The following is an 18,337-nucleotide window of genomic DNA, read 5'->3' as shown; positions in this document are numbered from 1 at the left end:
TGACCTCCGGTATGTATTCGTATTTCATTAAGGTTACTGCAGAATCTTTTCTAGCTTGTGCCTACAAGCCTCGCGGTCATAATCCGAATTATCCAGCCATACCTTATCCATTTGAAGTAACCCATAGATTTCGGTCTCCAGCTTCTTTCTTTCCTGCAAAACCTGTACCGTACCCTCAACACCCTGATAACCCTGTGCCTGCCCCAAACCCTGGTTCGTATAATAATTAATGAATCCCTCTGACCATTCTTTTGGTCTTTCACTAACTGCCTTATCAAAGGTATAGGATATATCTTTCTGGTCGATATAGATGAGAAGCGGATTCAGAGCATGAATGATACGCCCCAGTTCCAATACATACTGCACGTTCTGCTCTTTGGATTGATTGCATTTTACAAGACCCATGGTTAGTGGATTCTGGATAAAACAACATTCAAATATCGTGATGCAGTCATCATTCGTGCTTAACACATTTCGGGCGAAATCTTGCCACTTCTCGGTGATCAGCTTAACATTTTGCTCAAAAGGAATTTCGTAAATATCTCGGCTGAAAATATCCTGTACAATGTGATCGGGAAGCTCTATTCCCCATTGTTCTTTCATCTTACGATAAGGAATCAAGAAACCTTGATCATGGGCAATCGCATTACTTTCCAGAACCTCTCTGTATTTTTCATGCGTTTTCAATAAAGTCTCGAAGTCTCCTGCATAATAAAAAGATACGCCCTCGTAATCAGCAGGGTGATCCAGGTTTCCTTCCTGAAATAGTTGTACCTTCTTGCCTTGTTCTATCAAAATTTCGGAAACCATCTCGGCAATCGTTGACTTGCCTGAACCCGGTAACCCTTCAATCAGTATTAATTGCCTTGTCATCATTACATCATCCTTTATGTTGTGTGATGATATGGATCTTCCATCTATCAGCCACTATGTTATCAATCAATATCTGCAATAACCCATTGCGCAGAATCGCCATCTTCTTTCTTTTTCCAAAACACCATCGTATTGTTATACTCTTCGTTGTTCTCTTTTAACTCATTAACCGTCACCGCTGCCTGATAGAGCTTCCTTTGCTCCTGTATAGTTATATCGCTCATCGAAGTAACCTTGAGAACTTTGTATCTTCCCATACCTGATATAGGAGATTTCGGATCAAAAAGATTCATATATCGCTTTTCATCCTCTTCGTATAAATAACGCATACGGGCATTCATAAGTTTGACGATTTCCAATTTGTCCCCTGTATAGTTTGTTTCATCTAGATACTCTGGTGGGATGTCTTCCTTCTGTTGGGATGTCGATATTTCTTCATCCTGTTGTGCCTCTTTTTCTGTGACACTTTGAGCCGAGGAATCTATTGATTGTTGTGCATCTTCAGTGTTTTCCTGGTTCTGACAGGCCATTAGAAGTAGAAATAATAATGAAACTACAGTTAACTTTTTCATCATCAGCCCTCCATTTAATCATGGATAACACTCCCCTGGTAAAGACCTTAAATGCCTTTTATTTAGAACGAAGACTTCCTATGTTGTAAAATTTTCTCTCAAGGTACATCATAACCCATAATGTGGAATTTGCGAATAAACGAAGTAAACCATCTCTATTTCTAGCACTTTTCACGCAAAAAACACGCTTCTGCACGAGTTACATCATGCAAAGAGCGCGGATATCAGCAGAAATTCCTCCCAAATTTTTTAACTGTCCACAATCATTCTACCTATCTATTAAATAGCATATTCATTATGCCGACCGCTTTAATCTGGATCTCTTTTTCTTCATTATCCGAAAAAAGGTAACTATATGTTGAAATCCCCATATGCTGTATATGTCCACCTGTATAATGAAGCGTCTTTTCCTCACCGTTGATCGTCTGCGTAAACGTCCTGCCTTCATTCATATCATACGAAGAATGGATATCATGTTCACTTGCGAGCCATGCAACAAATTCTTCTTCGTTTGGATTGGCCATTACTAGAATAACGAACAGAACAACAAGCACAACAATGCCCGTTCTTAGTCCTGCTCCCCTCTTGCTACCATGCTGTGTGTACTCACGCCTCAACCCGTTCACCCCGTTTCTTGAACAGAAATCTCTACGTTCTTCGCCAAAACCCAACCACTCAATCCATACGAGGATGAGATCACCATATACTTGTATTTCTCCTCGATCAGCCGGATTTGTAATTCGTCATAGGAATCATAACTGACAGGCCAACCCTGACCCATCCCCGATTCTAACAACTCTCGATTATAAGGGATAAAATGCTCTATATCCCACTCATCCAGATCCAAAATAATGCTGCCATGCAGCGGTGTATCAAACGCATGGGCCATAACACCAGAGAATAAGACATCCATATTTTTCGGCACATCATGACTCGAACGAGTACACATCCTTATCCTTTCGTTCTCTAAATCAACTTCGTAGCTTAATATGATGTTGTCATGCAAACTTGGCATAGTAACTCTCCTTCCAGTGTGCACATATATCAAACACCGTAATATTGTTCATAGTCTGAGACCCATTCCACTTTGGAAAAATCAACAAAATCATACGGCTCGCACTGTTTAAGGTAAAGCAACTCCTCATGTGCCTGCCCCCCGTCCATATTTTCTAGATAAAATAAGGTCCGCTCATATCCCGCACCACATAATAACTGCACATCAATATAACTGCCCGTATCCTGATTCTTTCGTTTGGCCCGCCATATTAGCTGGGTGTCCTCTACATTTCCAATACAGAATAACATGATGCACAATAGTTTCAGAACTTCGTTATCCTCTAAGTTTTGATTCTCTATCTCTTGGTGAAGCAACTGTCGAATGGCCTCCCAGTTTACCTCATCAGGATCCAATCCGTACAGCTCCAACAGTTCTTCCTCGTTCATACGTGTACTCCCTACCTACTTGAGAATGTTGTTTAACTCTTCCGCTTTTTTCCTGCTATCCATTCTAGCATAAAAATAAAAAGCGATGATGTGCAGCACAATGGATAACAACCACATGCCGGGGAACCAGGGAGCAATCATATGGAACATTTCCGTGGAGAATAACCATACGATCGCCATACCTCCTGCAATATTGAATGTGGAAGAAATGGCGATATTCCATACCGGTTTTAACGTAAAATGGTTCCATAGCGCATTGTACATCACGCCAAACAACACAGCTGCAATAGCTGATATGCCGGCAATATTCCACAAATAGCCCATTTCGATTGGTTGATCATTATAGAATAGGGTCAATAGCAAGGTCACCCAGAGTGAAGTAACGGTGAATACTTGAAAAAAGGACATCCTAAGCTGCATCATCATGATAATTTCCCCCTAAAGTTTTTAATATAAAATCGACTGACAAAGTAACTGGAGCTATCACTCAGATCTACCTTAATCCGAGCATGGTCTGTTGCAGAGAATGCGGTGATATACCGTGTGTTGATGATCGTTTGATTATTGATTTTCACAAAATGAATGTCATCCAGGTCTTCTTCCACAAATTTCAAGCGTTTGTTAAGCAAGTATCTCTCGCCTGTAATCACACGTACACAACACATCCGATCCTCTGATTCAAAGGCAATCACCGAACTCAATTGGATCTGTATATTGCGATTATTCTTGGCATGGATGACCGTTAATTGAGTTTCCGATTCACAGATTGCCTTCTGAATACGGTCCCACTTCGACTTCTCCGCCGGATGTGTTATGACCTTGGCTAACCTTTTTTCAACTGTCGTGTCCTCTTCAAAAATGACTTTCATGTGTTTGCCCCCCTCTCACAACTCATATTACAAGCATAGTTACGACTATCCCACTGTATTGCGTTTTGTTGCATGATTTTGCAGGTTTGTTGCATCGGCACTCCATAGATACGAAAAAGAACCACTCCATGGGAGCAGTTCTTCTATGTACTCATCCAGAGTATTCAAGGCATGAGCTATTCTTTTTTATCAAGGTGCTGCCTTAACCTACTCGACCTCCAGATACATCTCCTGATTTTGCAGGATTATCTTATTCATGTGTGCAATAGCTGCTTGCGCCACGGTCTGATAGGTTGCATACAACACCTCTGTTCTCTGTAGCAAGATTGGGTCCTTCTCCATATCCGTTGCTAGCACCTCACGCCACTCTTCACCCACTTTATTTTTGTCCGTAATGAGACTTTCTATCTGGTCCAGTACAGTTACCATCTCATCTATACAAAAAAAGTGCATCCCTTTTTTAATCCCATGCCAACTCTTAATCTCAATGATGTTATATGCAGAAAACCAATAAAACTCTGCCAGACTCTTCGTGTGATTGTGATAGGAATAGAACAGAAATAAAGCTTGTTGCCCTTCGTGTAACTGTCGGTATATCTCTGTTTTGGCTGCCATATCTCTGCCCCGTACAGAAACAAGCATCGGTTTAATACACAACCAGCTAAGCTGCTTTGAATGTACATCTTCTGGTCGAAGTTTAGCCTTCATAACATGCTCCTCTCTATTCACCACTTTAAGGATTCTCTGGTGCTTTCACTGCCGGGTCATTCTCTCCGCCCATTCTGCGTCTGGATGTCTCCATCTTCCCTGTCGAAGGCACATGTTCAGACGCTTTAGCTAATCCGAATTTGGGCATGTTGGCGTATATGGTCTCAAAGGAACCCGACTGAGCCTTGTATGTTTCATGATAAATTCCTACTGTTCCGTCAGTACCAATGGATCGGTTGAATCTTTTCCAAGCTTCCAAGTGTAATCCGCCCCGTGCGTATTTCTCCAACTCATCGTAAGAGCGCTAGTATTGCAGTAGCGTCACCCCACGCCAGCTTATAAAATACTCTGTACTAAGAAATCCGGTCTCCGGATTCATATACAGTTCTTTAATCATCGGGCCCATGGACTTTAAGACAGGCAGCCATTTATGTATAGCCCACAGACGATTGATCCTCATTCCGATAATAAAAACAACAAATTCTCCCTCAATCTGTGCTGAGTATCTTCCCTTATATATATTCGGCACGTCACCCCTCCTTCTCGTCAAAAACAATCGATTTCATCGGGTCTGGACAACCCTTCCTATCCGCTCATAGGCATTCAGGGGAAACTCAAAACTCCACCGTTTGTGATATTCCTCTGGTCCCATTTCCTTCAATTTGCTTAGTTCTCTGTAAAACAGCTTGGTCAACTTGACCAGCGTTAGCTCTTCAGACATGAGTAACCGACCCTTTGTAACGTCTTCTGGGCTAAAGTTATCACTCATCTCATACACCATGAATTGAACGATTACCTGCGAACGTTTCTTGATCCAGAAGCGATATTCTCCTGGTTCGGTCTGCATGGTCATAGTTACCTCTGTTGCTCCCTTGTGCAATGCAACGAATTGACGTGCAATCTCATCAACCGCATCCGACAAAAAAGAAACTGGGATCTCAATTTGTTCTCCCTGATTGGGTTGAATCGTAATATCCATCCATCCGTGTGGTTCAAGCGTCATAACGATGTCCATGTCCTTCCTCCTTTATGTGATTCTATGATGCAAGAATAACTGGAGACCATGCCTTTAATTACATATACTTTCTAATTTAGAATTAGGTGAATTTGGGAGTAGTATACGTCCTTTTAATTTGTGTCCAAGTCCCTTATGGTCCTGTTTGTTTCTCTGCCATTAAAACTCTTACAATGCTGTTCGCGTTGTTAAATTTCATTTTGTTATTCTTCTGTTGGTAGTCCCACCCTTGTTTTATAGCATATTGAATAAGGTTGGATATCAGTCTGGGTTCATAGACAAATATATCCCATGTATCTTCCCAAGCAACATCGAACTCTACATATGTGGATTTAAGCGCATTCGAATAAACCCGAATGACGATATCGTATGCTTGCTCATCCACAACGTACAGGAAAAGTGTATCATTCACTACAATTTTGCGGACTTGTTTCCTGTATATCTTCAGGTAAATCCCTCCCTTGCTTACACAGTGCTGCGTAAATCTTCATACACATTCCATTTTGTATACAATTGTTTTAGAGCCAATCCGGTTGTATGTATGAACTCTTCCATAGCTTCAATGGATAAAATATTAAAATCCCCCAAAGGCTCGTTGTCAGGGGCAGCTAAAAACGCCAGTTTCTCTCCTCTATACTGATACACCTCAGACTCCAGCAATCCGCCTAAATTAAATGCTCTCCCCACGTTCAGCTCATTTAACCAATCGTTGGCCTTGTTCCAATTCCGTAAAATCACAAACTCCAGCTTTGTGACATCCTGTGTATACACGTTTCTTCCATTGGGGTGAACTTCATATGCAGGATATATATCGAATGTCCACACCCGGTCCGTATAGATATGAGCGATGTAACCGCACAGATATTGCAGGAATTTGGGATCACTATAAGCTATCTTCTTGTTGGACTCAAAAAATTCTTTAAGTTCTTCGTCTGTTGCGAACCTTCCTGCCTCTGGCATGAGGTGGGTTTTCGCCTTTTCGGTACGAAGATTAGTTCTTACGTGAATGGAATCTGGAGCGAGGCTTCCCAATAATAATTCAGGGGATGGATCTGATATCAATTCGGATGCAATTGCAAAATGAACCATAGGCCAAGGCAATGTAAAAACTCCTTTCTTTATTAAAAGGCTCCACTATGATGTTCTATGATTTACAAAGCTAAGTGCTCACTCTCTTGTACATGTATCAATTCAATATCCTCACAATAAAATCCTAATATTCCATCCTCATAGTCCTCAACAAAATATTTCATCGGATGATATCCGTGATCTTTTAAATCTTTAATATTAAACCCAATTATCTTAACTAAAACACCATCAGGATCATAACGAAAACTTTCAATATTAGTAAATCTAAAAAGTAATTCATATGTAACATTTGAGAATTTCATTAAAAATGTAATATCTGCTATCAAAATATTTTCATAATATTTGTCTTGTTTTATATACAGATTCAACCCAGCAACCCACTCCAAATTTTGAACAGAAAATGCTGGAATAAAAGGTTGAATTAATTCCATGTTTTTCATCAATCTAACCTCTATTCATTTTGAGCTATTCTATTAACGCTGTCACTCGCGTAGCAATTTAGACTCTCCTTGCTTCAAGTCTACAAATATAGGCTTCTGCACATTGTTAATTGTCGAAATATCAATCTCATCCAGACTTTTAAAAACAAGCTGTAATGACTCCTTTTGTTCATCTTCAAATAAAAGAGTTACCTGATCATCACAGAGTTTTCCTTCCAACTCCGCAATAACGTCAAATAAAAACATTACAAATACTACTTCATTTCCATCCGGATACGTATAGTGCATCCTCTCGCCCGTGTATATGGAGGCCAATTCATAAGAACTCACCTCAAGCCCTGTTTCCTCTTTCACTTCTCTAATCATGGTTTCTTCGATTCGTTCACCTGGCTCCATACCTCCACCGGGTAACCCCCAATCTCCATAATCTGATCTCTTTTGCAGCAGAACCCTCCCCATATAATCTCGAATAATAGCTCCACCCGTAACTACAATACGACTAGTCATTACTCTTGCTCCTCTCTAATGGGTTGCTTCTCAGCAGCTTAAGATTTTTATCAGGAAACTTTTCTATTGATTCATATCCCAAAATGCACAATACATTTCCCATTTACCTCAGCATACTTTGCCATGTTTGCAAGCTTGTTTAATTCGTTGATTAATTCAACTTTGTTGTACACGAGTTTTTCGTGACAGCCCTTCCGTTCTTCTCCATCAAAACAGTAACTCCCTGTTAGAACAATCGGATCCGCCGCATGGCTGAATAGATTGACCCAGGCCCGAATGATTTGATGAAACTTCAACAAAACATCCTGTTCTTCAATAACGGTTATTCCATAGTTGTTCAGTCCACTACATCGCATAGAGGTAGATGGATTCCATGTATCCAACCAGCAAAGGGTATCATAGATGTACGCAACGAATTCGTCTTCCAAGGTCGCATGATTCTCCGTGGTTAATCCACTTCCATGTATTCTCCCTTGTGAATCCCATGAGTAGTAGGTATGAATATTCCCGTCTACTTGCGATTTGTTTTCGATAACAAAATGATGATTCGGCATACCTAAGTACTTCCCCCCCCTTACACGTCACTCCCATAGACTCCTCTTAATTCATCATAACCCATGTATTGGTAAATGGAAATTGAAAAAGATCCTATCTAACTCCCAAATTAGGAGAAGCAAAATAGGACCGTGAAAAAACTTCCTTACATTCATAAAATCCTTCGTCTACTCAGAAATTCTGTTTCTTCTTCTCGATACATCTCTATAAACTCATTGGTCACATGATCATGCCTCAGTATTCCCATATAATCTGTTCCAGGTTTCTTTGGTCTATAATCTGAATCCACCATGTAGATATTGAAGTGCACCTCATCTTCGTCTTCTGATACATCCGTATGATCGAAAAGTGAAATCACTTCATATTTACCGAGAAACCTAAACGGAGATTCCTGACGCTCTATAATATAAAAAGGATATGTGAGGTTCTCTATCTGAAAGAATTTCTGGTATCCCTTAAGCTCATCTGGTATAAGATCCATGTACTGTCTAGCTACATCTTCTGCCTGAAATACACCCGAAATCCACTTCAAATCCCCCTTGGTTGCTGCGATAATGAACAGAGCAATCACCTTCTAATTCAAATATTATTTCTCTCTTTCACGCACAAAAGTCTGGGACAAAATCCGGTGGCTACCAGCGATGTTGTCAATCTCAATGCTATATTCAGACTCGGTATATTCAATCTGATGTTGCTCATAATATTTTTTCCAGAATGAAACTGCGGCTGCATTATTAGCAAGCTGTTCTACTTTGAATGTACCCTCAAATTGAGCAAAAACCAAGTCAACCGCTTGTGCTGCCAGCCCCTGTCCACGATACTTTTTCACCATGAACAGCTCTTGGACGGTATAATCCACGTCTTCCGGCACATATGGAGGTGAGCACACCAGTACGAATCCAATAACCTTTCCTTCATACTGAATCAAAAACGGATGTAATTCATCGCGTTCCAGATATAGATAGGTGTTCGTTGGATCATATTTCCCCTCTTCAAGTAAATCTTCCCCAGAAAATTCAGACAGATCATATAAGTACAAGTTGAACAGGTTGAGAAACAATTCCTTTTGTTCTGCCAAAATACTCGTAATTTTTACATTCATCTTCATTACACATCTCCCTTAGTTAATGAGTTGGTTAGTGATCCATACATAACCTTTCCGATGTCCACAACGAGTTTGCTGTGCCCTGTTCTCAATATATCCTTTCAACCACAGCAGATATAGGAAAAGTTTGGTTTAAACCATAGAGTAACCTTAACTGTCGTAGTGGAAGTGTACATTTGTGCAAAAAAAAGACTCCCTACAGAGTCCGATTATTGGTCTTATCTTTATTTTTCACCAAGTATCCATTAGCACCTAGCTAATAATTATTGAATTATATAGGTTCAACTAAACTTTTTACACAAAAACGGAGAGGACAGAAATAACCTGAAGAAGCGGAGCGTTCGCCTTTATCACCGGATTTCCCCTTTAAAAAGGGAATCAAAAAAATCTGGGGATAACAGCGATCGGAAGGTTGTTCTGTCATTGGAGTGCTCAGTGTAAACCTCTTTAGTTGAACTTATATAGATAATCAACCACAGGATATGAGATCACATTTCGATCTCTATACGTTGAAGTCACCGCTTCGGGATGTGTGCTAAGAATTCCATTTTGCAACATCACCGGCCTGAAACCTCGCTCCATCGCACCGTTGTATGTAAATAGAACACATTCCTCTGCGGCAAACCCGGAGATAATCACCAATTCAATTCCATGACTCTTCAAAACCTGCTCCAGATTAGTTTGCCAGAAAGCATTGGAAGCTTCTTTGGTAACTGTGATATCCTTCTCATTCACATCTACCTCGGGAATAATACGATATTCTTCCGGTGGTGTCTCCTCCATGCCCTCCACATCCTGCACGTGAACGACCACATGATCATTCGAGCGCAGCACGTTAGCTACATGGTTAATGTACTCGCAAGCATGGTCTATCGATCTCTGGTCCATCTTTTTCCGCACAATACTCTCTTGCATATCAATGATTATGAATCCTACTTTCATCCAATCTCTCCTCATAAAATGTAGTATTAATCTTGGTATCACATCTCAAGTTAGTCTTTGAATAATTCATTCAGCATCCGGTCACGGTTCTCCAGAAAGCTGCGGGTAATCTGGTAGTGATCGGTATCCTCATAGGTTACCTCTTGAATATGGTTATCGTCAAAACTTAAAATCTCCGCCCCCGGATACCCGAGCAGAATAGGTGAGTGCGTCGCAATAATGAATTGTGAAGTGCCCGAAAGATCATGAAGGATACGCAATAAAGAGAGCTGCCTTGCTGGAGATAAAGCGGCTTCGGGCTCATCGAGCAGATAGATGCCTTTGGAACTGAAGCGATTGACGAACAGACTGAGAAAAGACTCCCCATGTGATTGTTCATGTAATGAACGCCCGCCATAATATTGAAGCGATGCCGGCATCTCATCGACATGTGATGCGAATTGATAGAACGATTCAGAGCGCATGAAGAAACCATTCGTTATTTTGGGCAACCAGGCCAGCCTGAGATAACTCCCGAGCGAGGATTCCGAAGCATGTGTCTCATAGGTATTATTCCTGCCACCCCCTGCGGTATTGAAGCCACATTGATGTGCGATGCCTTCCAGCAGCGTAGATTTCCCTGAACCATTTTCACCTACAAAAAAAGTAACGTTATTCGTGAGCTCCAATCGTTCCAAGGACCGGATCGCGGGGATGTCAAAAGGATATTGGTCCCGATTCTCGATCTTGGCCGACAGGAGTTCCACACTTCGAAGATACATAGGCATACTCCTATTCATGTTAGATTTAGCTCCAACTACGGCAGGTACCTTTTCGTTTACACATTCCCTATATTAAACGACGAACAGTCGGATGACAAAATTATGGTTGACGGGGGCAGATCAGCTTTTATATTATGTAGGAAGAACGTTCTGATGAAAACATAAAATGAATTGGCGTGTTACCACCCCAGAGGGCATGAGCCAAGAAGCGAACATGAGACTATACTCGCTTCTTGGCTCTTTTTGCGTTCCGGAGGAATGAAAGCGTTAACTTTAGAAACGAGGAGGCGGTGAACCGTGAGTAAAGGAATGGTTCTGCAGGTGGAGCGGGTCGTCGGCAGCAATATTGTTCTGGCCCGGTCGCAGCAGAATACCAAGGAGTACGTACTGATTGGCAAAGGTTTGGGATTTGCGTTCAAGGTGGAAAGCACCGTTCAGTCCGATGATCCGCGGATTGAGAAAAGGTTCCGGCTGGAAGACCGGGAGGAATGGGGGCAGGCTCAGGAGCTGATGAAAGACTTGGATCCCAATGTCATCGACATCTCTGACCAAATTATCCGTCTCATCGCTGATCAGTTTCCCGGCAAGCTGAATGACAAGATCTACCTTGCTCTTCCTAGTCATATTCAGTTCACCTTATATCGTATCCGCAACGGGATGGAGATTCTTAATCCTTTTCTTACGGAGACAAAGCTCAGTTTTCCGAAAGAATTCGAAATCGCCTCGGAAGCGGCGGCCATGATCGGAGAGGCCTTTGGCGTAGAGGTGCCGGAGGATGAGGCCGGGTTCCTGACATACCATGTGTACTCCTCCGTAAATCACGTCCCTGTCGGACAGTTGGTTAAGGTATCCAATGTGATCAGCAAGCTTCTGTCGATTATTGAAGAGGAGGGTGGCGTTCGCTTTGATCAGGGCAGCCTTAGCCAGGCAAGACTCATGATACACCTGCGCTTCTCCATGGAACGCCTGTATCAGCAGCCGATGACGGCCCCCACCTTCGCACAATATGTGAAAAATGAATATACGTCCGAATATCAGCTGGCCAGAAAACTGAGCGCTGTAATGGCCGAGGATTTGGGTACAGAAGTGCCCGAGGAAGAAACGGCTTTTCTCGCAATGCATTTATACCGGCTTTTTCAAACCCATGCCAAAACCAACAACAGAAAGGACAACACACAATGATCTGGAAATGGAAAAACAACAAATCTGCCAAAACATCTGAAACAATATCCGTCGCCTCCCCGCTCACCGGAACCTGCGTCAGTTTGGAAGAAGTGCCTGACGAAGCGTTCGCGCAAGGACTTATGGGACCGGGAGTCGCAATGATTCCCCAGGAAGGCAGGCTGGTCGCCCCTATCGACGGCACTGTGGTGCACCTGATCAAATCGCACCATGCCGTAATGATTGAGCATGCTTCCGGGCTGCAGCTGCTGCTGCATATCGGTATGAACACTGTCAGCCTAAAAGGACAGGGCTTCACACCCCAAGTGCAGACCGGGGATCAGGTCACTATCGGTCAGACTCTGATTGAATTTGACCTGAACGCGATCTCTTCGGCCGGTTATCCGGTCATCACCCCTGTCATCGTTGCGAATGCGGCTGAACAGCCATGGGAGTCGCACCCGGAGTATGGCAGCGTAGAAGCAGGCATGGGAACTATCATGAAAGTCAGCTTGTCCAAATAACCTAAATCAAAAAGGAAAGGAAGAACAATATGCTGAAATCACTGCAAAAGCTGGGAAAATCCCTGATGCTTCCTGTAGCAACCCTGCCTGCGGCAGGTATTCTTCAAGGCCTCGGTCTTCTTAATTACGAAAAGGACATTCCACTCGGTCCCGTGATTGGGGGATTTCTTAATCAGTATGTAGTTCCATTCCTGAATGAGGGAGCGGGGGCGATCTTCGGCAACCTTGCGCTCATCTTCGCCATTGGGGTGGCAATCGGACTGGCGGGGGATGCGGTCGCCGCGCTTTCTGCCCTGATCGCTTATATGGTGCTGACGCGGATTCTGGGAGCTGTTCCAGGTGTATTCGGCTATATTCCTGACGATGTCAAGCTGGATATGGGCGTATTGGGCGGGATATTTGCCGGACTGCTTGCAGCCTATATGTATAAAAAATACCATAATATCAAGCTTCCTGACTGGCTCGGCTTCTTCTCCGGCAAACGCTTTGTGCCGATGGTCACCGCCGGCTCCATGCTGGTGTTGGCCATCCTGTTCGGCATGGTCTGGAGCCCGATTCAGGATGCCATCGGCGCTTTCGGCGCCTGGATTGTAGGCTTTGGAGGCGTTGGCTCCATGGTGTTTATGATCGCCAACCGCCTACTCATCCCGCTTGGTCTGCATCATGTCCTCAACTCCATCGCCTGGTTCCAGATCGGAGATTATACCAATGCAGCCGGGGAAGTCGTGCACGGCGACCTGACCCGCTTCTTCAACGGAGACCCTACGGCAGGCATGTTCATGTCTGGCTTCTTCCCGATTATGATGTTCGCTCTTCCGGCGGCGGCGCTAGCCTTGATTCATACAGCCCGGCCTGAAAAGCGCAAAATGGTCGCTTCGATCTTTATCGGCGCAGCGGTGGCTTCTTTCTTAACGGGTATTACCGAGCCGCTCGAGTTCTCCTTCATGTTCGCGGCTCCTCTGCTGTATGTGGTGCACGCTATTCTTACCGGTGCAGCGGCCCTGATCATGTACCTGCTGAATGTTAAGCTGGGCTTCGCCTTCTCTGCAGGTCTGATCGATTACCTCGTGAACATGAAGCTGTCGACCAATCCGCTGCTCATGATCCCGGTCGGACTCGCATTTGCAGTCGTCTATTATTTCCTGTTCCGGTTCATGATTGTCAAGTTCAACCTGAAAACGCCGGGGCGCGAGGATGACGCTTATGATGCCGATCCCCCCTCTGATACTTCCGCCGTGGCAGCGTCTGCCGACAGCAAGGCTGGCAAAGTGCTCGCCGAGATCGGGGGAACAGATAATATCGAGAGCATTGACGCCTGCATCACTCGCCTCCGGTTAGTTGTCAGGGACGACAAAGCCGTCAACGATCAGGCGCTCAAACAGCTTGGCGCTTCCGGCGTCATGAGGCTCGGTGGTGGAGCTGTGCAGGTCATCTTCGGCACTCAGTCCGAAATCCTGAAGGATGAGATTAAGAAGCTGATGTAATACTCGTCCTCCTGTGAGTTTAAAAGGCGAGAACAAGGGTATGTTTCCCCCTGTTCTCGACCTTTTTTGTTAACCAAGAAGCACAGGATATTCTTTTGAAACGGTTTGGATTGAAAAAAAGAGAGCAAGCTATATGCCCACTCTCTCTGTGTTAATAGACAAATCTGCGCTGCGCCCAATAGCTGAATACAAAGATCGATACCTCGGTCAATAATTTGGCTGCGAGCAGTGGAATAATCAGTTTTTCATTATAAAAGTACAATAAACCATAGTTTAATAACAGCACCAGCAAGACAAGTGAGAAATATTTGGGCAAAGACTGCCGAACCTTCGAGGTTCGTCCAGCGGAAAATACATACTTCCGATTAATCGTATAGTTGAAGATGGAGCTGCATAGTCTTGCTGCAACAACCGACAGAAACAGATTGTGTGTGAAATACTGAATAACAAATAATAGTCCAAAATCAATCAGAGCAGACAGCACCGAAGATGTGCTGAACATCAGGATTGGCATATAGATCCGGAATGAATCAACCAGCGGGCGGAAATGGGAGGACTCATTGTGATCCAAATACACCGTATCAATAAACTCCTCCGTAATCTCATACCCTTCCTTGTGTGCCGTTAACAGCATGTTCATCTCGTATTCAAACCGATCCCCGGGAATCTGGTTCAACCAGTCCAGCATGGAGTAAGGAAAACCGCGTAGACCCGTCTGCGTGTCATATACTTTGGTACCTGTCGTGAGCGAAAAGACCGCCCGTGTGACGGTGTTGCCAAAACGGCTACGTGCTGGAATTTTACCACTGAAGCGACGGCTGCCGAGTACAATTCCTGGTGTCGTTTGTGCAAGAAGTACTTCGAAGATACGCTTAATATCATGTGGCAGATGCTGTCCGTCACTATCTGCGCACACCACACCGCCCTGTGGTCCAAACTCCTTAATATACTGAAAGCCCGTCTTTAAAGCCCTCCCCTTACCCAGATTGACGGGATGTGTCAGGACCGTACAGCCATAGGCTTCTGCCGTTTCAAAAATGCCACGGTAACCGGGTCCACTGCCATCATCCACAATCACAATGGGTCCAAGTTTAAATGTCTGTAACTGCAGAACAAGATTTAGTAAACGCACATCGGGTTCATATGATGGAATTAATATCGTCATGATCCTTGTCCCTCCGTCAGATATAAAATGTCACTTACGCCACGTTCCTGGTTACGCCCTAGCGGATTATTGACGACTCTGCCCATAAAATACATCGTGGATGAACCGCCGCCGTCCAGATTGTAGGCTTCGGTTGCTCCAAGGCCTTTCATGACATCCGCCAGTTCTGCCAAGGTCATGCCACGACTGTCGTCCTGCCGTCCGTCCACCACCACGAAGACGTAATGATTCGGAGCAATCATGCCGATCGCAGTTCTTGGATTCGCATCCTGAATGGAGCGGTTGCCAAAGTTGTTATCGATTTTCACACTGCTAAAATCACTGACAATCTCGCCATCCTGGATCAGAATCGGTCCAAAGGATAACGTATTGGTTGCACCTTCGGCCAGCAGTTCCGAGGAAGAAATTTCGTTCTCGTTGTAGGTTTTCATCGTTCCGTCATTGAACAGGGCAAGTGCATCCCGCGTGGGGCTGTCCCGATACAGTGTTCCATTTCGAATAATGACACCATCATCACGGAATCCGTAATAATCACCGTTAATGGCAAAAATCGCATTATTGGCAGCGGCAATCTCTGACGTATTCTCGGTAATGTTCGTTCCAAAGCTATTGTCCGCCAGCGCGGTTCGCAGGCTGCTTGCATCTGTTAGCTGAACATCAGCGACATAATACGTAATCTGATCTGAGCCAGATCCTGTCTGTACCTTTTCAATATTGACCTTCATATCATCACTCGAATAATTCCAATCATCTGACGTTGCATTCACTTCAGTTGCGGTGGTCGAACTGCTGGTAGAATCATTGGTGGCGCTGCCTGTTGTAGCCGTTGCCGTGTTCTCATCCGCTACAACCACCTGCACATGCCGGATCAGGTAACGGTCAGCCAAGCTGTACAGGATTCCACCTACCGCAAGCACGATGACAAGTGTGCTAATGAGCCATCTGCGCTTTCTTGGGGAGATCGGTCGTTTATTTGGGTCTTTCCGGGTTGGTTTCTCATAGATCTTCATCATGTAAAGCTCACCTCTTCATCTAAGTTCTTAAGGCCATATTAGGCCGGGTAGCTTAAATGAATCTGAAACCATATCAAAAAAGGCCACCCGTTTTCCTAGTAAGGAAATCAGATCACCTTGATTTCAGTTTATATAACCCTAAATGTCACTGTTATCGTTTATATATCTCGTTCAACATACATATCACATATCTTCAACAGAGCTTCCTGTTATGCATCTGCAAAAAGAGCATCGTATGCGGGACAAGGCCGCTTTTCCAAAAATTCCGTTAACGCCGGCGGCTGCTGAGCGTAGATATCCTTCAACGACGTTCCGTTGTAGATGTTGCCAATCACGACAGGATGGCATAACTCACAGATGAGAATATCCCCGTTACCGTGCAAGTGCAGCTGTTTCGTGCCATCCACACAATTAGAGAAATACACACCGGGTTGTTCACGCAAATTCAACTGTTCAGCGAACCGATCCATACAGGTAAAATAGAGCGTTGTATCTGGCTTCTTATGTTCAATCAGCTCCGTTACAGATCGAATAAGCGACTCTCTGGAGACAACCTGACTCCAATCCGTATGCGGCATCTTAATGCTGTTCTGGATCTCATGGATGCGCACACCCAGATCATACACCTTATCGCTAATGGCCTGCATATTCGCTTGATTACCTTCAAACAGTAACGTTTCTAGCACCGTCTCCAGACCGGCCTCCGTGCACAGACGGATATTCTGCTCCAGTCTCTCATACATGCGAGGATGTACGCGGTAGTACGCAGCATACGACTCCGCATCCGTATAATTGAACGAGATATGAATGTTGGACAAGCCTGCATCTCGCAACGCAAGAATCCGTTCTTCGGTCAGCAGACTGGCATTACTATTCAATTGTGTATCAATGCCATGTGCTGCACAGTACGTCACAATCTCCAGGCAATCCTGGTATTTCAGTGTTACTTCTCCTCCGGATAATCGCACTCGCTTGAGACGAGGAAGTTCACTAATAATACGGATGACTTCCTGACTATCGATGCACGCTCCATCATCCCGATTGTAGGCGCAGCAATAGTCACATTTATAATTGCAGTTCGATGTCACTCCCACCTCAAGTCCTTCCAGCTCATATACGCCGGGTGTTTCCAGTTCGAGTGATTTATATCTGTTTTTGGTCGTCAATTCGTTGTACCTCCTGGTTCCTTCATTCAATCCACATTTGGATAACTTGAAGATTATAGCGGTAGGCATCCAGTTCACGATATGACATTATGTACGTTGCTTGCTGAAAACAAAAATAAAACCCATTTCCTCAATAATCGGGAATGGGTCAGAGCTTGGCATATGATTATTGGATTACCAATATAAAATACGATACCTTGACCTTTTGATGCAGCAATTCAAGCTCTTTCTTATTTCTACTTTTATTGTGTACCACTGATAAATTCAGGATTATAGGAAAATCCATGGCTCGCCAGCATGATAAATGACATACGACTTTCAATAACACGTTCTTTATTTAACACGAGTATAGAAATCATCTTTTACGATAGCATACATCTTCAGATCCTGAAGTTCATTTTTCACCCTCATGTATTTCCTCAGCACACCTTCGAATCGCATGCCTGCCTTCTCCATAACCTTGGCAGAACCAGTGTTTTTCACCAAACATCTGGCCTGGATTCGCTCGAGCCCCACTTCGTCAAATCCAAATTGGATGATTCGTTTCACTACCTCGGTCATGTAGCCCTGATTCCAAAATTGATCAGATAACACATATCCCAGCTCGACTCTCCTGTTATCACTATCACACCCTAGATAGTTACAACTACCGATCAGCCTCTTGGTGTGTTTATCTTCAATCCCCCATGGGCCTATTAGATCCGTCTCATAGCGACTCATGACAAAATTTAAAAAAGCTTTTGTATCTTCTATGCTCTGATGCGCGTCCCAAGTGGTGAACTCCGATACAGCAGGTACAACGCAATAACTATACATATCATCCAGATCATCATAGGTAAGAGGCCGGAGTAACGTCCGTTCGGTTTCCAACACCGGAAATGGTTCGAAGAAACTTTCAATCGTTTTCATAGATTTATCCTCCCTCAGATTGTTAGGAAAAAGAAA

At 43.8% G+C, this 18,337-nt stretch carries 24 protein-coding genes and 1 pseudogene; 3 read left to right on the top strand and 22 right to left on the bottom strand.

The genetic code is table 11. From position 1 onward, the window contains the following. Nucleotides 1–33: 33 nt before the first annotated feature. The 18 genes and pseudogenes from NZ043_RS17410 to NZ043_RS17325 form a co-directional block, all read right to left on the bottom strand. Complete coding sequence (locus NZ043_RS17410) at nucleotides 34–876, bottom strand: adenylyl-sulfate kinase (protein WP_339308968.1); 843 nt, start codon at nucleotides 874–876, stop codon at nucleotides 34–36. A gap of 59 nt (nucleotides 877–935) precedes the next feature. Further along, a complete protein-coding gene (locus tag NZ043_RS17405) occupies nucleotides 936–1,448 on the bottom strand; it encodes a hypothetical protein (protein WP_339308967.1) in 513 nt (170 codons plus the stop codon). Between the two features lie 269 nt (nucleotides 1,449–1,717). Beyond that, complete coding sequence (locus tag NZ043_RS17400) at nucleotides 1,718–2,062, bottom strand: hypothetical protein (RefSeq protein WP_339308966.1); 345 nt, start codon at nucleotides 2,060–2,062, stop codon at nucleotides 1,718–1,720. A 5-nt stretch (nucleotides 2,063–2,067) separates the two neighbouring features. Continuing rightward, nucleotides 2,068–2,460, bottom strand: coding sequence for a hypothetical protein (locus NZ043_RS17395; protein ID WP_133384038.1), 393 nt, complete (start codon nucleotides 2,458–2,460; stop codon nucleotides 2,068–2,070). 29 nt (nucleotides 2,461–2,489) lie between these two features. Further along, entirely contained in the window at nucleotides 2,490–2,888 is a 399-nt protein-coding gene (locus NZ043_RS17390; protein ID WP_133384037.1) for a hypothetical protein, read from the bottom strand. A gap of 15 nt (nucleotides 2,889–2,903) precedes the next feature. After that, a complete protein-coding gene (locus NZ043_RS17385; protein ID WP_133384036.1) occupies nucleotides 2,904–3,314 on the bottom strand; it encodes a hypothetical protein in 411 nt (136 codons plus the stop codon). Beyond that, nucleotides 3,311–3,757, bottom strand: a complete 447-nt coding sequence (locus NZ043_RS17380; RefSeq protein ID WP_133384035.1) for a LytTR family DNA-binding domain-containing protein — start codon at nucleotides 3,755–3,757, stop codon at nucleotides 3,311–3,313. Before NZ043_RS17380 ends, NZ043_RS17385 begins: the two co-directional genes overlap by 4 nt. Before the next feature lie 207 nt (nucleotides 3,758–3,964). Then, nucleotides 3,965–4,465, bottom strand: coding sequence for a hypothetical protein (locus NZ043_RS17375; protein WP_133384034.1), 501 nt, complete (start codon nucleotides 4,463–4,465; stop codon nucleotides 3,965–3,967). A 25-nt stretch (nucleotides 4,466–4,490) separates the two neighbouring features. After that, a pseudogene (locus NZ043_RS17370) lies at nucleotides 4,491–4,994 on the bottom strand (DUF4188 domain-containing protein). A 33-nt stretch (nucleotides 4,995–5,027) separates the two neighbouring features. After that, the gene (locus tag NZ043_RS17365) at nucleotides 5,028–5,480 is read right to left on the bottom strand and encodes a hypothetical protein (RefSeq protein WP_133384032.1); all 453 of its coding nucleotides are present in this window, start codon (nucleotides 5,478–5,480) and stop codon (nucleotides 5,028–5,030) included. A 465-nt stretch (nucleotides 5,481–5,945) separates the two neighbouring features. Next, nucleotides 5,946–6,581 (bottom strand): hypothetical protein, encoded by a 636-nt coding sequence (locus tag NZ043_RS17360; protein WP_133384030.1) that lies wholly within the window; start codon nucleotides 6,579–6,581, stop codon nucleotides 5,946–5,948. A 50-nt stretch (nucleotides 6,582–6,631) separates the two neighbouring features. Beyond that, nucleotides 6,632–7,009 carry a hypothetical protein gene (locus NZ043_RS17355; protein ID WP_091033157.1) on the bottom strand — a complete coding sequence of 126 codons (378 nt, stop codon included), beginning with the start codon at nucleotides 7,007–7,009 and terminating at the stop codon, nucleotides 6,632–6,634. A 42-nt stretch (nucleotides 7,010–7,051) separates the two neighbouring features. Next, nucleotides 7,052–7,516 (bottom strand): NUDIX domain-containing protein, encoded by a 465-nt coding sequence (locus tag NZ043_RS17350; protein ID WP_133384029.1) that lies wholly within the window; start codon nucleotides 7,514–7,516, stop codon nucleotides 7,052–7,054. A 71-nt stretch (nucleotides 7,517–7,587) separates the two neighbouring features. After that, nucleotides 7,588–8,070, bottom strand: coding sequence for a hypothetical protein (locus NZ043_RS17345; RefSeq protein WP_133384028.1), 483 nt, complete (start codon nucleotides 8,068–8,070; stop codon nucleotides 7,588–7,590). A gap of 152 nt (nucleotides 8,071–8,222) precedes the next feature. Further along, on the bottom strand, nucleotides 8,223–8,603 hold the full coding sequence (locus NZ043_RS17340; RefSeq protein WP_133384027.1) for a hypothetical protein: 381 nt from the start codon (nucleotides 8,601–8,603) through the stop codon (nucleotides 8,223–8,225). Between the two features lie 54 nt (nucleotides 8,604–8,657). Beyond that, nucleotides 8,658–9,179 carry a GNAT family N-acetyltransferase gene (locus NZ043_RS17335; RefSeq protein ID WP_240767955.1) on the bottom strand — a complete coding sequence of 174 codons (522 nt, stop codon included), beginning with the start codon at nucleotides 9,177–9,179 and terminating at the stop codon, nucleotides 8,658–8,660. 444 nt (nucleotides 9,180–9,623) lie between these two features. Further along, nucleotides 9,624–10,118 (bottom strand): isochorismatase family protein, encoded by a 495-nt coding sequence (locus NZ043_RS17330; protein WP_091033168.1) that lies wholly within the window; start codon nucleotides 10,116–10,118, stop codon nucleotides 9,624–9,626. A gap of 50 nt (nucleotides 10,119–10,168) precedes the next feature. Next, complete coding sequence (locus NZ043_RS17325) at nucleotides 10,169–10,879, bottom strand: AAA family ATPase (protein WP_091033171.1); 711 nt, start codon at nucleotides 10,877–10,879, stop codon at nucleotides 10,169–10,171. A gap of 297 nt (nucleotides 10,880–11,176) precedes the next feature. On the opposite strand from NZ043_RS17325, the gene NZ043_RS17320 reads away from it, so the two are divergent. Genes NZ043_RS17320 through NZ043_RS17310 form a run of 3 tightly spaced genes read left to right on the top strand, consistent with a single transcriptional unit; the run spans nucleotide 11,177 to nucleotide 14,048 of the window. Then, on the top strand, nucleotides 11,177–12,061 hold the full coding sequence (locus NZ043_RS17320; RefSeq protein WP_249911368.1) for a PRD domain-containing protein: 885 nt from the start codon (nucleotides 11,177–11,179) through the stop codon (nucleotides 12,059–12,061). After that, the gene (locus NZ043_RS17315) at nucleotides 12,058–12,564 is read left to right on the top strand and encodes a PTS glucose transporter subunit IIA (RefSeq protein ID WP_339308965.1); all 507 of its coding nucleotides are present in this window, start codon (nucleotides 12,058–12,060) and stop codon (nucleotides 12,562–12,564) included. The genes NZ043_RS17320 and NZ043_RS17315 overlap by 4 nt, the downstream gene beginning before the upstream one ends. Before the next feature lie 29 nt (nucleotides 12,565–12,593). Continuing rightward, nucleotides 12,594–14,048, top strand: a complete 1,455-nt coding sequence (locus NZ043_RS17310; RefSeq protein ID WP_339308964.1) for a PTS transporter subunit EIIC — start codon at nucleotides 12,594–12,596, stop codon at nucleotides 14,046–14,048. 151 nt (nucleotides 14,049–14,199) lie between these two features. Here NZ043_RS17310 and NZ043_RS17305 read toward each other — a convergent pair whose 3' ends face one another. From NZ043_RS17305 to NZ043_RS17290, 4 genes are all read right to left on the bottom strand, one after another. After that, nucleotides 14,200–15,213 (bottom strand): bifunctional glycosyltransferase family 2/GtrA family protein, encoded by a 1,014-nt coding sequence (locus NZ043_RS17305; RefSeq protein ID WP_091033179.1) that lies wholly within the window; start codon nucleotides 15,211–15,213, stop codon nucleotides 14,200–14,202. Beyond that, nucleotides 15,210–16,226, bottom strand: coding sequence for a phosphodiester glycosidase family protein (locus tag NZ043_RS17300; RefSeq protein WP_339308963.1), 1,017 nt, complete (start codon nucleotides 16,224–16,226; stop codon nucleotides 15,210–15,212). The genes NZ043_RS17305 and NZ043_RS17300 overlap by 4 nt, the downstream gene beginning before the upstream one ends. Nucleotides 16,227–16,435: 209 nt before the next feature. Next, the gene (locus NZ043_RS17295; protein WP_339308962.1) at nucleotides 16,436–17,392 is read right to left on the bottom strand and encodes a radical SAM protein; all 957 of its coding nucleotides are present in this window, start codon (nucleotides 17,390–17,392) and stop codon (nucleotides 16,436–16,438) included. A 333-nt stretch (nucleotides 17,393–17,725) separates the two neighbouring features. Next, nucleotides 17,726–18,301, bottom strand: coding sequence for a GNAT family protein (locus NZ043_RS17290; protein WP_339308961.1), 576 nt, complete (start codon nucleotides 18,299–18,301; stop codon nucleotides 17,726–17,728). Nucleotides 18,302–18,337: the final 36 nt, after the last annotated feature.

It is taken from the genome of Paenibacillus sp. FSL k6-2145, from assembly GCF_037976585.1.
Classification (GTDB): domain Bacteria; phylum Bacillota; class Bacilli; order Paenibacillales; family Paenibacillaceae; genus Paenibacillus.
The sequence above is the reverse complement of the archived record's forward strand: the minus strand, read 5'-3'. Positions and strand labels throughout refer to the sequence as shown.

Coding starts and splice junctions, on each gene's coding strand:
- NZ043_RS17395 (WP_133384038.1), bottom strand. CDS start 2,460: ATGCCAAGTTTGCATGACAACATCATATTAAGCTACGAAGTTGATTTA.
- NZ043_RS17290 (WP_339308961.1), bottom strand. CDS start 18,301: ATGAAAACGATTGAAAGTTTCTTCGAACCATTTCCGGTGTTGGAAACC.
- NZ043_RS17310 (WP_339308964.1), top strand. CDS start 12,594: ATGCTGAAATCACTGCAAAAGCTGGGAAAATCCCTGATGCTTCCTGTA.
- NZ043_RS17335 (WP_240767955.1), bottom strand. CDS start 9,179: ATGAAGATGAATGTAAAAATTACGAGTATTTTGGCAGAACAAAAGGAA.
- NZ043_RS17325 (WP_091033171.1), bottom strand. CDS start 10,879: ATGTATCTTCGAAGTGTGGAACTCCTGTCGGCCAAGATCGAGAATCGG.
- NZ043_RS17355 (WP_091033157.1), bottom strand. CDS start 7,009: ATGAAAAACATGGAATTAATTCAACCTTTTATTCCAGCATTTTCTGTT.
- NZ043_RS17385 (WP_133384036.1), bottom strand. CDS start 3,314: ATGATGATGCAGCTTAGGATGTCCTTTTTTCAAGTATTCACCGTTACT.
- NZ043_RS17345 (WP_133384028.1), bottom strand. CDS start 8,070: ATGCCGAATCATCATTTTGTTATCGAAAACAAATCGCAAGTAGACGGG.
- NZ043_RS17375 (WP_133384034.1), bottom strand. CDS start 4,465: ATGAAGGCTAAACTTCGACCAGAAGATGTACATTCAAAGCAGCTTAGC.
- NZ043_RS17330 (WP_091033168.1), bottom strand. CDS start 10,118: ATGAAAGTAGGATTCATAATCATTGATATGCAAGAGAGTATTGTGCGG.
- NZ043_RS17315 (WP_339308965.1), top strand. CDS start 12,058: ATGATCTGGAAATGGAAAAACAACAAATCTGCCAAAACATCTGAAACA.
- NZ043_RS17350 (WP_133384029.1), bottom strand. CDS start 7,516: ATGACTAGTCGTATTGTAGTTACGGGTGGAGCTATTATTCGAGATTAT.
- NZ043_RS17380 (WP_133384035.1), bottom strand. CDS start 3,757: ATGAAAGTCATTTTTGAAGAGGACACGACAGTTGAAAAAAGGTTAGCC.
- NZ043_RS17300 (WP_339308963.1), bottom strand. CDS start 16,226: ATGATGAAGATCTATGAGAAACCAACCCGGAAAGACCCAAATAAACGA.
- NZ043_RS17305 (WP_091033179.1), bottom strand. CDS start 15,213: ATGACGATATTAATTCCATCATATGAACCCGATGTGCGTTTACTAAAT.
- NZ043_RS17405 (WP_339308967.1), bottom strand. CDS start 1,448: ATGATGAAAAAGTTAACTGTAGTTTCATTATTATTTCTACTTCTAATG.
- NZ043_RS17365 (WP_133384032.1), bottom strand. CDS start 5,480: ATGGACATCGTTATGACGCTTGAACCACACGGATGGATGGATATTACG.
- NZ043_RS17410 (WP_339308968.1), bottom strand. CDS start 876: ATGATGACAAGGCAATTAATACTGATTGAAGGGTTACCGGGTTCAGGC.
- NZ043_RS17390 (WP_133384037.1), bottom strand. CDS start 2,888: ATGAACGAGGAAGAACTGTTGGAGCTGTACGGATTGGATCCTGATGAG.